Consider the following 15,006-nt stretch of genomic DNA (forward strand, 5'->3'; position numbering starts at 1 on the left):
CTTTGGCCGGCCTTCTTTCAAATAATTTATTATTTTTTTTTGCGCAATAGACGTACGTGATGACAGCGTGCCTGTACTTTGCTAAGGCCAGTGTATGCACCAGTATTTATGTGAAAGCATAAACCTGTTACTTCATGAAGCAGCATAAATTTTAGGCCGGATAGCTTAAGACCGCTGTAATGCGTACAGTTTATTGCCGCTTATAACAGGAAGATCTCTACCTAGCTAGGGGTCCTGACCGTTTATTGCCTTTCGCTGAATCTTTATTTATATTCAGGTACTAAACAGGTCGTGTCTGTTATAATGTATACCCCATCGTTTATTTCTATCAATTATTAAAATAAAAATCATGGATACGATATATGATGTTATCGGTATTGGCATCGGCCCTTTTAATTTAGGTCTGGCAGCACTTATCCAGACAAATACCTCCATTAATAGTCTTTTTATTGACCAAAACGAAAGTTTCAACTGGCACCAGGGCATGATGCTTAAAGGCACTAAGCTTCAAGTGCCTTTTCATGCAGATCTGGTCACGCTGGCAGATCCGCGTAACAAATACAGCTTTCTTTCCTATTTACAGGCGAAAAAAGGCTTTTCAGATTTACCATCCGGGAGGAATACTTTCCGCTTAGAAGCGAATATAATGACTATTGTAACTGGGTCGCGGGGCAGCTCACCAATCTGCGCTTTCATCTGCGTTGTATGGATATAGTCTATAACACGGCAAAAGGCTATTATGTTGTGTATTGTATGAAACTACCTTTTGGCCATAGTGTCATTTTTAAATGTAAGCGTTTGGTAATAGGCATCGGCACAGCGCCTTATATCCCATCCTCAGTTGATAAGGACTTAAAGGGAGTGATTCATTCGGGTCAGTACAAATACCATAAGGCAGCGCTGCTTGACAGTCAGCGTATTACCATTATTGGTTCGGGGCAAAGTGCTGCAGAGATTTTTGATGATTTACTAGATGATGGCAAAAGGCCTTTTTGGTTTACCAGATCTCCCCGGTTTTTTCCGATGGATTATTCCAAGTTTGCACTGGAAATGACTTCTCCTGATTATATCAGGCATTTTTACCATTTAGATGGTTCAACAAAAGAGCGTGTTCTAAAAGAGCAATCTGCTTTATATAAGGGGATCAATCAAGAGCTGGTCTCTTCCATTTATGATAAACTCTATGAAAGAGACTTGGATAGCGCTACTGTAAAACAGCCGTATTTATTCCCCAACTGCGCACTTACACAGGTTAATAAGGCGGATAACTGGCTAAATTGCCAGTTTGTCCACCAGGAAACTGGCCGAACCTTTGATCATAAGACGATGCACTTGATTCTGGCTACTGGTTACAGGTATAATACGCCTCGGTTTTTGCATCCGCTTATGAATCGGATACAATGGACCAGTAATGGACGCTTTGACGTAGCGGCGGATTATCATATCGATCGGGATGCTACCATTTTTGTCCAAAATGCTGAAATGCATACACACGGTTATAACACGCCAGATTTGGGTATGGGGCCATACCGAAACGCCGTTATCTTAAATACGATTTTGGGCAGAGCACATTTTTCCATAGAGGAAAATGTGCCCTTCCAGGGGTTCGCGGGTCCCGGTGTTGGTATGAGCTAACATAGGATAAGAGTTTTCCTGCTTTGGCTATCTTTTTTAAAGGCACTCTCTGTTTGAAGCCAGGGGGTGCCTATCTTTATAAAATCTATTACGCAACATAAAAGCTACTTTAACGAGTGCTATTAGGGCTGGCACTTCCACCAGGGGGCCAATTACCCCAGCGAACGCTTCCCCTGAATTAATACCAAATACGCCTATGGATACGGCAATTGCGAGCTCAAAATTATTGCCGGCAGCTGTAAAGGCTATCGCCGCATTTTGGCTGTAATCTGCCCCTAGTTTTTTGCCCGTAAAAAAACTAACAACAAACATAATCGCAAAATAGATGGTCAAAGGGATTGCAATAAGTAGAACATCGAAAGGAATCTGCACAATCATCCTACCTTTTATGCTGAACATGATAATAATGGTAAATAGTAGGGCAATTAATGTGATGGGTGAAACCGCTGGGATAAATTTCTGCTGGTACCACTTTGCCCCCTTTATTTTTATTAAGAAGTAACGACTGAGCGCACCCGCCAAAAATGGAATTCCTAAATATATAGCAACGCTCTGGGTGATAGCACCCATATGAATAGGCACTTCCAATCCTTTAAGACCAAACAGTGGCGGCAACACGGTAATAAATACATATGCATAAACGCTATAAAGTAGTACCTGAAAAATACTGTTGAGTGCCACAAGCCCGGCGGCGTATTCCCTGTTACCTTCAGCCAGTTCATTCCATACGATCACCATTGCAATGCACCTGGCCAGGCCAATAAGGATTAAGCCGGTCATATATGCCGGATGATGTCGTAAGAAAAGTAAAGCGAGCAAAAACATTAAGATGGGTCCAATAACCCAATTGAGCAGTAAGGAAGCGCCAAGTACTTTTCTTTGCTGAAATACTTTGCCAATCTGTTCATAGCGAACTTTGGCCAGCGGTGGATACATCATTAAAATCAAGCCGATTGCCAGCGGTATATTGGTCGTTTTGGAAGAAAACGAATTAATAAACGCAGCAGAGGATGGTACAAAATACCCGATGGATACCCCTATTAACATCGCAAGTAGTATCCATAGGGGCAAGTACTTATCCAGAAAGCTTAACCTTTTTCGCTGATGCAAGGGCGCACAGTTATTTGCGGACATTATCTATGTATTCTTTGTGTTCTATGTATTCTAATAATTGGTTAACAACAGCCATCAGCAGGCGAGCAGCAATTTTCTTTTTGACCCAGTTCGGAGAGTTTGATTTTTTGCTTTGGCACACCGCACCTGTCCTCGGCCAGGCAGGCAGTCTGCTTTATTGTCAACATAAAATCCTTGCCATTAAAATCCAGTCCATATTTGCAGATCGTATTTCCTTGATATTCTACCTCTATTTCCTGGTCTTCTATGCCCAATCTATTTTCAGCAAGGGCAATGATATGAAGTAGTTTTTGAGGTTTCAACCGGTGTTCATAATCATTTGCATCCCAGAGCTGGAAATTAACGCGCTGCTCCCTCCTCTGCTTTCCACCGCAATCAATAAAATCCTTTGTTACAGCACCAATTTCGGTAACATGAAAATGCTCGGGTACATAGCTCCCATCTGGTAATATAAAATTTACCGTTTCAACAGTACTTAAATATTGTTTGATCTTTGAAAGTTTCATTATATGAATTTTTTATAGTGAATAGAATTAGGTTTATGCCCAAAACTTGGTGTCAGCTGCTTGCTTGACAAATTGTATTACTTGTGCTCTTATAAGGTCTCTTACTTTACGGGTTTGCTCAAGGATTTCCTCCTTAGTGCCTTTAAAACCTGATGGATCGGGAAAAAACCAGGCAATACGCTTTGTACGTCCTGGAAAAACAGGGCAGCGCGCTGAGCTAGCAGCGTCACAGACCGTAATAACCGCGTCAAATGGATCTTTGCTTCCAAGGAGCGCCGATACTGCCTTTGTTTGACTGTCGCTGATATCTATGCCCGCTTCTGCCATCACAGCTACGACATAAGGGTTGAGTATTCCAGGTTCCAGGCCTGCACTTTGTGCTGAAAAAAAATCTTTGCCGGTTTCATTTAAAAACGCCGCCGCCATCTGACTTCTTGCACTGTTATGAATGCATACAAAAAGTATTTTGCGCTTTGTCATATTTATTTTAATTCATTTGTTTATTGCAATAATACGATTGATTTAAGCTAAAAAATAAAATATTAGCAACAGCCTCCTGCATCCAAAGATTTTACGGCTACAAAAAAACTATTGAAAAGTGCACGGTATTTATTCCAAATCAAGGGGTTAATACAATAACATACACTTGTGCCTTCTACAGTCCCCTGAATGATACCTGCCTGCTTTAATTCTTTCAGGTGCTGTGATATCGTTGGCTGGGCTAGCCCTAACTCTTCTACTAAATCCCCGCAAATGCAGGTATTCGCGCTTACTAGTTGCTGTAAAATGGCAATCCGGGCCGGATGAGCTATTGCCTTAGCCATACTAGCGAGTTCATTTTGCTTTTTGCTAAATAATGCTGTCTTTGTGGCACCCATAATAATTATTTACTTAATTGTATACTTAATTGCAATATTACGATAAAGCAAAAATCTTATAAAAACAAGGCCCGCCATTTAACAAAACTTTGATTTCAGTGGGTTGCCTATTTAGGCTTTCTATATTACAGTATTTTTTTTGTATCTACCTTTAAAGGGTTGTGCGTGTGTCTCCTAAGTCAATGTCCCGACAAAGGCTATGAAAACGCTCCAGTAGTTATATTTTTAAAGGTTATAAATATTATTGGATAAAAGAAAACAAATCCGAAAATTTCTTCACCATGCTAGCTATTACCCTGTGGCCATTATAAGTTAAACCTACAGTCAAATATCAAATATAAGATTTTGGGATAAAGAAATAAGTAAGACTGGTTTTTGAATTTTACAGATAGCATCGTAATAAAACCTTTAATCCTTTTTTGCAACACCAGATAGTACGGTAGTGAAAAAATGTTTCGACTTTTCCCATTAGGACTATCATAAAAAAAGAGGCCAATAAAAAGATAATCAAATAGTGATTAACCATTTATTGGCCTCGTATTATCTGGATTAAATGTTTTTCCAAATTTTACATCCCAGAATCTCCATCTTAATTTTTGATTACTTTAAATTTCTGGCCATGACCATTGTTTAAGACCTCAATAAAATAGACTCCTGCAGCCAGATGGCTTAAATTAACTGTGCTATTTTTACCCTTAATTTTTGTGGCTGCATTGACATGATGTCCTGACGCGGAATAAACATTAATCTTTACCTGATTAAAGTCGGATGGAAGAGTAACATAAACTATTCCACTCGTAGGATTAGGATAAAGCCTGATGCGCGCTACCACGCAATCCATTTTAGCTGTTTTCACTTTGGAAAAGACCGGCTCACTATTTTTATGGGTGACCAATTTTAAGCGATAATTGTAATTGCTTTTACCAAGTGCACTATTATCTGTATAGGTATAGTCATTTTTCTGCAGAGAAGAGGCAACTTTAGCGATGGTTACAAAAGGTAGGCCGTCCTGGTTTCGCTGAACCTCAAACGCATCATAATTGAGCTGCTGACTTGTTGTCCAACTAAGTATAGGGGTGCAATTTATAATTTTCACGTCAAAGTTGCTCAACCCCACCGGCAGTGGAAGATCATAGGTAATATGGACATCGTCTAAGGCGCTACAATTATCCTCAAATTTAACCTCAACATGATAGGTGCCGGTATCGGTGATGACCAGGCTATCCAGCATACTGCCATCACCCCAATGATACTGCGCCAGTGGGGTGCCGAAAAAGCCGTCCGTGTGCAGCGTATATGGAAAATCAGCTTTAGGAATCGCACGGTCTGGGCCCAATCCGTTAATCGGTTTTACGCCATCATATGGGGCAATTTCCCAGCCATTATTGCCCCCTAAATCAATACTGTGGGCCTCTGCCTTAAATGGAGCGATACCTACCGCAGTGATTCCTTTCACTCTTATATAATCAAAATCAGTAACACCCGTGGATCTGGTAATGATTGCATTAGCTCCCCCATCGGTTTTAATTTCAGTCAGCTTACATGGCGTACCACTGCCATACCATGCATTATTAATCGTAGTGTTGGTTGCGGCTTTAAATGTATAACTACTGCCTGGAAAAAATATAAGGGTATCTATCACATTGGCGGTACCATAAATGGCTCCTCCACCTTTAAAAGTAAGCGTCCCAATCTGATTGGCGGCACCGTTAATCCCTATATTCGATGCTCCATCCGTATCTGTAAATGTTAATTTATTTATTTGTGCCCCACTTAGCTGTGCATGCGTAGATAAAGTACCGCTAACATTAACCGTGTCATATTGCATTGCGTTTACAATGAAAACAGGTGTGGAAATCTTTGTATTAGAGGCGTCCAGTGTATGCGATGTGGAGTCTCCTGAATAACGCCAATAATTGGTGTTGATTACAGAACCAGAAATATTAAGACTCATCGCATTGCTGAGTGCAGAATTGTCTATTCTACCAACTGTTATTTGTTTATTCATGGCATTAAAAATGCCATTGATTACATATATATCAGTGGCGGTATTACTGTAATCATTGTCTAGGGTCAAACTGCCGCCTTGTTTATCAATATTTATATCAAAATTTCCTTTAACAAAACCGGATATAAACGTGTTTGAATTTCCTTTTAAGATTAAAGGCGAAACATTGAAGGTCGCATCCCCACTTAATTTTAAATTTTCGCCCCAGACTTCCATGTTCCAGGCCGCATCTTTGGTAAAAGTCGGCGCTCCAGTTACAGCTGCCCAGTCCATGTTATGGCAATAGGCATTGCCATTGGTTATAGTCACCGTATTATTTCCTGAAGTAAATCCACTGGCCGCATCAAAAATAACGTCGTCGTAGACTGTAGGGATACAGGCACCAGGTACCCCCCCACTGGTAATACTCCAGTGCGCTGCATTATTCCAGTCGCCAGCGCCACCGACCCAATATCGAGCACTACCTGCGGCGCTATTAATCGTCCAACCTGTATTACCGCCAGCGTCTGCCCCGGTAAAGGAAGGTGTTTGACCCGTGGCAGCCATATTCATCAAATATACATTAGAAATCTCTACCTCCGCAGCTGGATCAAAAGCCAAGGTGCCCGTTGGGTTACCCCTCAGTTCTGACAAACCGGTACAGGAAACAGAAGAGGCCCTCATATATTTATTTACTGCATTTGTTCCATTAAAGGTATAATTACGGGAAGCACCAAGAATGAGAGAGTCGATCGTATTGGTGCCTCCTGCCACGCTTCCTGCTCCTTTAAATTCCAGTCTTCTTATGGTATTACCTCCATTAATACTTGCTTTACTTGTCGTTCCTGGATCTGTAAAGGTGAGAGCGCCAAAGCTAGTAGATGAGATATTAAATGCATTATATGTGCCACCATAGGTTAGATTAACTACCGGGTAATTTAACCCATTAGTGACGAATATATAATCAGAAGTGATGACCGACCCAGCTGACTCTATATATTTATAAAGTCCGGTAAACCGCCAGGCGTTACTCACATGAATCCTTGCATTGGTAATATCAATGTGCCGCGCTGGGTAGGTCTGCGTACTGTTAATGGCTGCTATGGAAATATTTCTTTCGCTAAGATCTACCGTACCATCCACCAATTCAATGGAACCCTCAGAATTTGTCCAATCGTCCATGACTTTTAATTGCCCGGCATCTGTTTTCTTAACATAAAATTGCAATGCACCTGCCGTGGAGCCATTGATGGTAGCACTCACCGCCTCTGTACCTGAGAGCTCTAATGTTGCATTCATGGTAACTGAAGGTGCCAAAATAACAGAACCATAAACCAGACATTTTTGCTGAGCGGACTCCTCAAATACAGCCGCACCTACGCCCGGCATCCAACTCATGTTATGGCAATAAACATTTCCGGAGGTGCTAACAGTATTATTGCCGGCTGTAAATCCACTGTTGCTATCAAATACCACTTCGTCATTAATAAAAGGAATACAGCCATCTCCAGTACCCCCGCTTGTCTGGCTCCAGTGGGCCTTATCGTTCCAGTCTCCTGCACCTCCAACCCAATAATAGGTAGCCGCACCACTGGAAGCAGGTGGATTAAAAGAAAAACCTTCGTTTCCCTCTCCATCTATGCCAGTAACCGTTAAAGGGGTTATGGGGCCAGAAGCACGTATGCCCGTAAGAAATACATTGTTAATGCTGGCGGTCGCTTCCGGACCAAAAATTAGTTGAAAACTGGTTGTATCTCCCGTCAACTCAGTAAACGCTTCACAGGACATGCCAGAGGCTTCCAAATACTTAGAGATTGTCAATACACCTGCAAAACTAGATGCTTTATTTGGAGCAAGAAGCAGGCTGTCTATGATTTGGGGGCCTTTAGTGATGCTTAAATTACCATTATTTTTCATGTACTGGATGGTGTTATTAGCTCCCAGCACCAAGCCCTCTTGTTCAAAAATGACATGATTAATCTTATTGTTATCATAAATGCGGCCTCTTCCTTTAAAAATTAAACTGTCTACTATATTAGTTTTGCCCACCTGTGCAAAGGAAGCTGTACTTGTGTTTGTAAAGGTTAAGGAGGAAAAAGTAGTATTATTGACTGAGAATACGTTACTGCTAAGCCCGCCACAGGTCACATTATGATAAATCCCCCATCGACGATCAGATAGGAACCTATATTCACGTCTGACTGGTCTGCAATCAAGGTTTTATTGGCGCCTCTATAATCCCATCTGTAATTAAAATCAATGGCCGCGTCACTAATGTTTAGATTTCTGATATTGTCATTGGCACTATTAAACTGAACCATTGCCAGATGCTTACCAGACACATCCAATGTTCCTGCGGTTAAGGCCAGATTATTAGTCCGGTTTGTGGTATTGAATACTAAACTGTCAAGCAAGGTCAATTTGCCACCGGGCTTATCCACGTCTATGGCCATGTAGCCCAAAACCGCACCGTTGGTCTTAATAGTATTTTCTGTTGCACCTTTAAAAATAACCTTTATATTATAGGTAACATCAGCGGATAAAGAGAGATCACCAGACACAGCCACTGCATAGCTAGAGTTAGTGCTGTTAAAAATGGGCTTATTTTCCACATCCACCCACGTCATAGAATGACAAAAGCCATTTGCATCTAAAACAACTGTGCGTTGGGCGGCCGTTGTCCCAAAGCCACTTGATGCCGTAAAATAAACGTTATCCAGCGAGGAAGGGACAATGCTTGGCGTTTCACCTGTAACACTGCCCAGGCGCCAATGATTAATGTCACTCCAATTACCGCCACCATCAACCCAATAGTAGTCGGCAGCTTGCAGGCTTCCTGCAGTAATGAGCAGCAAACTTAAAAATAAAAGTAAATGTTTTTCATGAGATTTTTTAATTAAAATGAATAGAAGGGTGCATCAAAAATATTAGGGTGCTTATCGTAAATTTTTATAGAAGAAAAGCACTAAAATATTCGCAGCAAGTTATATTTAACTAACTATCAGCAGCATAGAATAAGTTCGTAATCTTGGTAGAATTAATTCTATTTAGAAATTTCATTATATGAAACAGTAATTAACTTGCATCTCCCAAGTATATCAGAAGCTTTTATATGGGGGGCACTTCATTTGCATAAACAACGGTGTTTTGATGGCGGCAAATGCATTACTGCTAAGATTTTAGCACTAACAGCAATATAGTCAAAAACAATGTGGCCCTAAAACCCGTTCGAAAATCGAGTCATTCCAAATTGAAAATCCAGATTAAGTCCATAAATTGAAAATTTGCTTGTAAATTTACGTGCACAAGATCATATCCAATGAGACCAACCGTATTAATTGCAGAAGACCATAGCGTTGTCCGTATGGGCACAATGGTTATGTTGGAGCAGATGTATCCAAATATACTTGTTTCAGAAGCTGCCAGTTTTGATGAAGTCATTGAACAATTAAGTCAAACCAAATTTGATCTGATAATTTTAGACATCCATATTCCAGGTGGCGATAATATAAAAATGATTGAAACCATCCATTTAAGACAACCCGGGATTCGGATACTTATATTTTCCAGTTATGATGAAAGGCTATTTGCCATAAATTATATTCAAGCCGGAGCTATGGGGTATGTGCAAAAAGATGCCAGCAACATAATCGTCAAAATAGCCATTGCCAAGGTGCTAAATGATGAGCAATATATAAGTGCAGATCTTCAGAAAAATATGGTTAATAGATGGCTCAAAACAGGAAACAAGCCTAAGAAAGGACTGATGGTACTATCTGCCAGAGAGCGTGAAATTATGAATCTTCTGATCAAAGGGCATAGAACCAATGAAATAAAAACCATTTTAAATATCCAGGCTTCGACCATCAGTACGCATAAAGAAAGAATCTTTACTAAATTAAATGTGGAAAATGTAATTGAATTAGAGCAATTGGTGAGAGCAGAAATGAAAAAGGGAAATTAAGGTCGCTTTACTTTTTAGAAGTGGCAGGTAGCTAATTTAGATTATCCTTTAAAAAAATATGTTTAGTATTTGATTGGTTGCCCAGCCTTAAGGGGTAAAAATAACAAAGTAAAGGTGGTTCCATGATCAAAATCAGCATGCGCCTTAATTTCTATTTTAAGTAAACGAGCCAACTGCCTAACCATCGTCAGGCCAAGCCCACAGTTGGATGGCCTATCATCTGCTGTGCTTTGCTCGTCTAGTTCATTCGGTCTATTGAACCATTTTAAGATATTTAATGGTAGTCCGGGACCGCAGTCTCTAATCGTTAGAAAAGGCTTATTATTTTTATTGATGCCGATCTGGGTGGTAATTAATCCATCACTGGCCACCTTAATCGCATTATCAATCAGATTGTGTATAATAATAGAAAGTAACTCCGGATCGCTGTATACCACAACATCCACAGTATCGATATTTAGCAATACGTTTTTGTTTTTATGGGAAATATCCTTAAAAAAGGCCAGTTTGCGCTCCAGCACAGTGTTCAATACTACTTCTTTAGCTTGGCCGATATGGGTATTGTTTTGTGCCTTTAAATATTGGACGAAATTTTCTACAAGTTGAAATAGTTGCTGCGAAGAGTCGTTTAAAATGGCGGACTTTTTAGCGAGCAGGTCATTACCTTTTTCAGTTAGCTCTTTAATATTTTTTGATAGAATGATATGATATTTTAAAGGTGTGCGGATATCATGGCCAATAGCTCGAATGATCAGTTCCTGCATACGGACCCTATTTGCGAGATGGATAGTTTTCTGTTCGATTCTTTTTTTGAGTTCGCGGTTCTTTCTGACCACATATCTTGACCTGATATTGCTGACCAAAATGCCTATAATCGGAAACAAGATAATTAGCAAAATCCCAAGCCATAGACTATGGTACCATTTGGGTCGCACGTTCAGACTTAAGATCAAAGTACTAAAATTATCCACGCCAAAGCCATTTCTTTTTTGACAATTAACGTATATTTCCCATAAGTTAAGCGTGATAGTGTGATCTTACCTTTATCCTCCAAGGGATAAAATATTGTATCCTTAGACCCATTTTCAATTAATGCATAGGTAATTTGCAGGTTTTTATGATTACCCAGAAATGGTGTACAAACAGATATTCTAAGCTGCGAAAAATCTTCTGAAAGTGCAGTTAAGTCCTTTCTATCCACCTGCTGGCTATCTATAATAATATTATCCAGATAAAGGCCGCTTGTTGGCAATAGAGGGGCCATTTTGTCTGGGTTAAACAAAACCAGGCCGTTCATAGAGGATAATGACCAGATTTTATTGCTCGTTTGTGTCGCAGTTGGCTCAAAACCTCCATTAAATTCATTGGTTTTAAATCCACTCTCTTTATCGTAATAAAAATAGAATGGCGGCTCATTATGTCTATTTATATTATTTACATAGGATAATAGGTCACTTTTTGCCACCTGAAACAATCCTTTATTGGTCGGAATCCATAGGAAGCCCTGGTCGTCTTCTATAAAGTAATGTGGTGTTCTGAGATATTGTTCTCTATCCAATGGCAGCGCAATAGCTTTACTTTGCTTTAGTAAATAGAAACCGTCTCCATAAGTGGCTACCCAGATTTCATTTGAGCTGCTTTTGAAAATATTTCTTACAGAGGCACTTTCCAGATTAGCAATCGTATGACTGGTCTTGGATAATAGATTGACCTGGAATAAACCTTTGAGCGTGCCTACATACAGATCATAAGGCCCCGCTCTTAATATAAAAGTAATTCTATCCGGAAATTTTATATAATGATGAACAGTGGTATCAGTCGGCGATTTAGTATACAGGTTACCATTAATCGTGCCTATCCATAAGGTATCCAATTTATCTTGATAAATGGCATTAATGGAGATTGGCATTTGCCATTGAGCTATCTTATGTAGGTCTTTTGCAGAAATTAAATAGAGCCAGCGCCTGCGAACAGCCCAAAAGTTTCCAGTAGGATGGTCTTTTGCAAGGGAGATAAAATCCAGGGGCGTATTAGCTCCGTGAGAAATGCTTATTTTGGGTAGTGCTGAAAAGTCAAATGAACGATTGCCGGTAGTCAAAATTTTATTAGGCTGGTATTCTATTTGGGGTCCGTATATATTTTCGCCATACTGTGCAGTAATGGTTTGGAATAAGTGCGGTTTTAGGACAAATAATCCTTTGGTGCTACTACCCAAAAACAATTGTCCTGATTGCTTATTGTAATAGGCACTACAGATATTTTCAACAGCAGCGTCAAAACCTTTAAACAACATTTTAGTGGTGATATGATCTGTAGTATCCAAGGTGGCTAGGTAAAAGGACTTATCCATATATAAAATCACATGGTTATCAACACATATATTCCACAATACTTTAATATCTGTTTTTTTTGCCTTAAATGATGTTGATTGTAGTATATCACCTTTAAGTCTTGTTTTGATTATTTTTGGGGAAAGGGCACTAACTCTACCGCTGTTTTCTAACGAGAACAGTTTGTGATTCAACATAAAAAAACGCCAATCTGCCTTTGTTGTGTAAGGGAATGTATGGATCAGTTTGCTTTTATAAAAAACAGAAAACTGCTTATTGTCATATCTAAAAAGACTGTCTTGCTGGCTTAGTATATATAGTTCTTTGAATTGCGCCTTTTTGCCATAGTTCATATTAATGCTGCCATCGCTTAGATATCGAGCTCCGTCCTGAAAGTTATTTTTAAAAATGCCTTTTGGAAGAACATTAAGATCGATCTGCTGTTCCAACCATCCTGAAGGTTTATTGGTAATAGATGCGTGGCCATCTTCTATTTTTATAGGTTCATAATCAGCACTATAACAAAAGAGTTCATGCTTGAATCTGTAAAACGCCTGCATTCTATTAGAGCTATTATGCAAGTCATTCTTACTGAATGTAGTAAATTGATACCCATCAAATCGAACCAGACCGTCTTCAGTTGAAAGCCAAATAAAACCCGCATTATCAGATATGATAAATTTTACACTATTTTGAGGAAGCCCATCCTCATCCGTAAAATGGGTCAATTGAAAGCCGCCTTGAGCGAAAATAAAGGTAAAATCCAGTAAATAAATAGTTGCCAAGGCAACCCATTTTTTTAGGTGTGCGGTTTTCATTTTTATCTATCGTAGTCGGATTTTTCAGTTCTGACAAATATACTGGATAAATCCTTTAATTGTTTTGTACAGCACTGATGCAATTAAAATATATGACTTAAAAGTGGTCCTGGCAGGTAACCATTCACCCAGGGTAGCAGGCTGAAAAGGGTTTGCGTAGGCAATTCGGCAAAATAGTTTTAAGCGATATCTCTAAATAACGCACCTCTTGTTCAATTTTATTTAGGAATAATAAGTAACTTCAACCTTGTCCATACTGATTGGATGATTAATTTTAAAATTTACGCTTATTCCCATGGAAAACAAACCCGTACAATCCAGACGTACATTTATTAAAACAACAGCTACCGCCGCTGCGGGCATTATAATTGTTCCTCGTCATGTTCTTGGTGGTAAAGGCTTTATTGCACCCAGTGATCAATTGATCGTTGCCGGTATTGGTGTCGGCGGGAAAGGACAAAGCGATCTGGATATTATCCATAAAGGCGGTATCTCTAAAATTGCTTTCTTGTGTGATGTAGATGACAGAAGAGCTGCAGCCTCCCGTAAGGCTTTCCCTCAAGCCAAGTATTATAAGGATTATAGAGAGCTGCTGGACAGGGAGCATAAAAATATTGACGCCGTGACGGTTTCTACCCCAGATCACAATCACGCAATGATTGCGATGGCGGCCATGAGTCTGGGTAAGCATGTCTATGTTCAAAAGCCGCTGACGCATGATATTTATGAGGCAAGAATGCTACGTGAAGCGGCTAAGCGCTATAAAGTGGTTACGCAGATGGGTAACCAGGGAGCCTCAGGTGATGGTGTACGCAGACTCCAGGACTGGTGCAACGCCGGACTGCTGGGTAAGGTGCATACTGTATATTGCTGGACAGACCGGCCGGTTTGGCCGCAGGCCATTCACTGGCCTACTGAGAAGGCGGCTATTCCACGGCCTTTAGATTGGGATCTTTGGCTTGGCAGCGCGCCTTATAAAGATTACGTTGACAATCTGGTCCCTTTTAACTGGCGTGGCTGGTGGGATTATGGTACAGGCGCAATTGGTGACATGGGCGCCCATCTAGTTGAACCGCCCGTTACTGTGCTCGGCCTGGACAATCCCCTGGACGTGCAATGTAGTGTAGGGACTCACTATATCGGTGAATTTAAACGGGGGTATACGCCAGAGAGTTGTCCGCCCAGCAGCCATATTATTATGACTTTTAAGCAAACAGATAAAACGGAGGGTAATTTGGTTTTACATTGGATGGATGGCGGTATTAAACCGATGCGGCCTGCTGAGTTAGGCCCCAATGAACGTTTTGGGGATAACGGTGTTTTATTTGAAGGCACCAAAGGTAAAATGATGTGTGGGATTTATGGGCAGGATCCACAGTTATTGCCTCTAAGTAAAAATAAGGAAGATCAAACGCCCCGTTCGACACCGTTAATACCTGGTGGCGTGGATGGCCATTACTGGCAATGGGCCATTGCTGCCAGGGCAGGCTACGGTAAAGTTAAATTAAGCTCCGATTTCGAGATTGCCGGCCCGCTCACAGAAACACTTTTAATCGCCAATCTCTCATTAAGGGCTACAGATATCCGTCTTGCGGCCAAAAGCGGGAAACAAAATGAATATGACTTTCCGGGAAGGGATATTAAGTTACTTTGGGATAAGGCCGCTATGCGGGTGACTAATTTTGACCTGGCTAATCAATTTATCAAAAGGGAGTACCGCAAGGGCTGGCATTTGGGGGTATAAGGAGTGAGAA

The 15,006-nt window shown here is 40.4% G+C and carries 10 protein-coding genes and 1 pseudogene; 3 read left to right on the forward strand and 8 right to left on the reverse strand.

The features are described 5' to 3' along the window. The first annotated feature begins 349 nt into the window (after positions 1–349). Positions 350–1,635 (forward strand): annotated as a pseudogene (locus FSB73_RS05740) (lysine N(6)-hydroxylase/L-ornithine N(5)-oxygenase family protein). A gap of 36 nt (positions 1,636–1,671) precedes the next feature. Here FSB73_RS05740 and arsB read toward each other — a convergent pair. The 6 genes from arsB to FSB73_RS05770 all read right to left on the reverse strand — a co-directional run bounded on the left by arsB (position 1,672) and on the right by FSB73_RS05770 (position 8,995). Then, the gene (gene arsB, locus FSB73_RS05745) at positions 1,672–2,769 is read right to left on the reverse strand and encodes an ACR3 family arsenite efflux transporter (protein WP_146780524.1); all 1,098 of its coding nucleotides are present in this window, start codon (positions 2,767–2,769) and stop codon (positions 1,672–1,674) included. A gap of 41 nt (positions 2,770–2,810) precedes the next feature. Continuing rightward, a complete protein-coding gene (locus tag FSB73_RS05750; RefSeq protein ID WP_146780525.1) occupies positions 2,811–3,275 on the reverse strand; it encodes a DUF6428 family protein in 465 nt (154 codons plus the stop codon). A gap of 33 nt (positions 3,276–3,308) precedes the next feature. Then, positions 3,309–3,755: an arsenate reductase ArsC gene (locus tag FSB73_RS05755; protein ID WP_146780526.1), complete on the reverse strand. Its 447-nt coding sequence runs from the start codon at positions 3,753–3,755 to the stop codon at positions 3,309–3,311. Between the two features lie 62 nt (positions 3,756–3,817). Next, on the reverse strand, positions 3,818–4,153 hold the full coding sequence (locus FSB73_RS05760) for an ArsR/SmtB family transcription factor (protein ID WP_146780527.1): 336 nt from the start codon (positions 4,151–4,153) through the stop codon (positions 3,818–3,820). 589 nt (positions 4,154–4,742) lie between these two features. Beyond that, on the reverse strand, positions 4,743–8,288 hold the full coding sequence (locus tag FSB73_RS05765; RefSeq protein ID WP_146780528.1) for a T9SS type A sorting domain-containing protein: 3,546 nt from the start codon (positions 8,286–8,288) through the stop codon (positions 4,743–4,745). Beyond that, positions 8,285–8,995, reverse strand: a complete 711-nt coding sequence (locus tag FSB73_RS05770) for a hypothetical protein (protein WP_146780529.1) — start codon at positions 8,993–8,995, stop codon at positions 8,285–8,287. The genes FSB73_RS05765 and FSB73_RS05770 overlap by 4 nt, the downstream gene beginning before the upstream one ends. A gap of 464 nt (positions 8,996–9,459) precedes the next feature. Here FSB73_RS05770 and FSB73_RS05775 point away from each other — a divergent pair, with 464 nt between their 5' ends. Continuing rightward, positions 9,460–10,104, forward strand: a complete 645-nt coding sequence (locus FSB73_RS05775; RefSeq protein WP_146780530.1) for a response regulator transcription factor — start codon at positions 9,460–9,462, stop codon at positions 10,102–10,104. 62 nt (positions 10,105–10,166) lie between these two features. Here the strand turns inward: FSB73_RS05775 and FSB73_RS05780 are convergent, their stop codons facing one another. Then, positions 10,167–11,075, reverse strand: coding sequence for a sensor histidine kinase (locus FSB73_RS05780; protein ID WP_146780531.1), 909 nt, complete (start codon positions 11,073–11,075; stop codon positions 10,167–10,169). After that, on the reverse strand, positions 11,054–13,252 hold the full coding sequence (locus FSB73_RS05785) for a ligand-binding sensor domain-containing protein (RefSeq protein WP_146780532.1): 2,199 nt from the start codon (positions 13,250–13,252) through the stop codon (positions 11,054–11,056). Before FSB73_RS05785 ends, FSB73_RS05780 begins: the two co-directional genes overlap by 22 nt. Before the next feature lie 295 nt (positions 13,253–13,547). On the opposite strand from FSB73_RS05785, the gene FSB73_RS05790 reads away from it, so the two are divergent. Beyond that, positions 13,548–14,996: a Gfo/Idh/MocA family protein gene (locus tag FSB73_RS05790; protein ID WP_146780533.1), complete on the forward strand. Its 1,449-nt coding sequence runs from the start codon at positions 13,548–13,550 to the stop codon at positions 14,994–14,996. The last annotated feature ends 10 nt before the right edge of the window (positions 14,997–15,006 follow it).

This window comes from Arachidicoccus ginsenosidivorans (assembly GCF_007971385.1).
Taxonomy (GTDB): domain Bacteria; phylum Bacteroidota; class Bacteroidia; order Chitinophagales; family Chitinophagaceae; genus Arachidicoccus; species Arachidicoccus ginsenosidivorans.

Bases quoted from the DNA above. Each gene is read 5' to 3' on its own strand.
- arsB (WP_146780524.1), bottom strand. From the start codon at position 2,769: ATGTCCGCAAATAACTGTGCGCCCTTGCATCAGCGAAAAAGGTTAAGC.
- FSB73_RS05750 (WP_146780525.1), bottom strand. From the start codon at position 3,275: ATGAAACTTTCAAAGATCAAACAATATTTAAGTACTGTTGAAACGGTA.
- FSB73_RS05755 (WP_146780526.1), bottom strand. From the start codon at position 3,755: ATGACAAAGCGCAAAATACTTTTTGTATGCATTCATAACAGTGCAAGA.
- FSB73_RS05760 (WP_146780527.1), bottom strand. From the start codon at position 4,153: ATGGGTGCCACAAAGACAGCATTATTTAGCAAAAAGCAAAATGAACTC.
- FSB73_RS05775 (WP_146780530.1), top strand. From the start codon at position 9,460: ATGAGACCAACCGTATTAATTGCAGAAGACCATAGCGTTGTCCGTATG.
- FSB73_RS05785 (WP_146780532.1), bottom strand. From the start codon at position 13,252: ATGAAAACCGCACACCTAAAAAAATGGGTTGCCTTGGCAACTATTTAT.
- FSB73_RS05790 (WP_146780533.1), top strand. From the start codon at position 13,548: ATGGAAAACAAACCCGTACAATCCAGACGTACATTTATTAAAACAACA.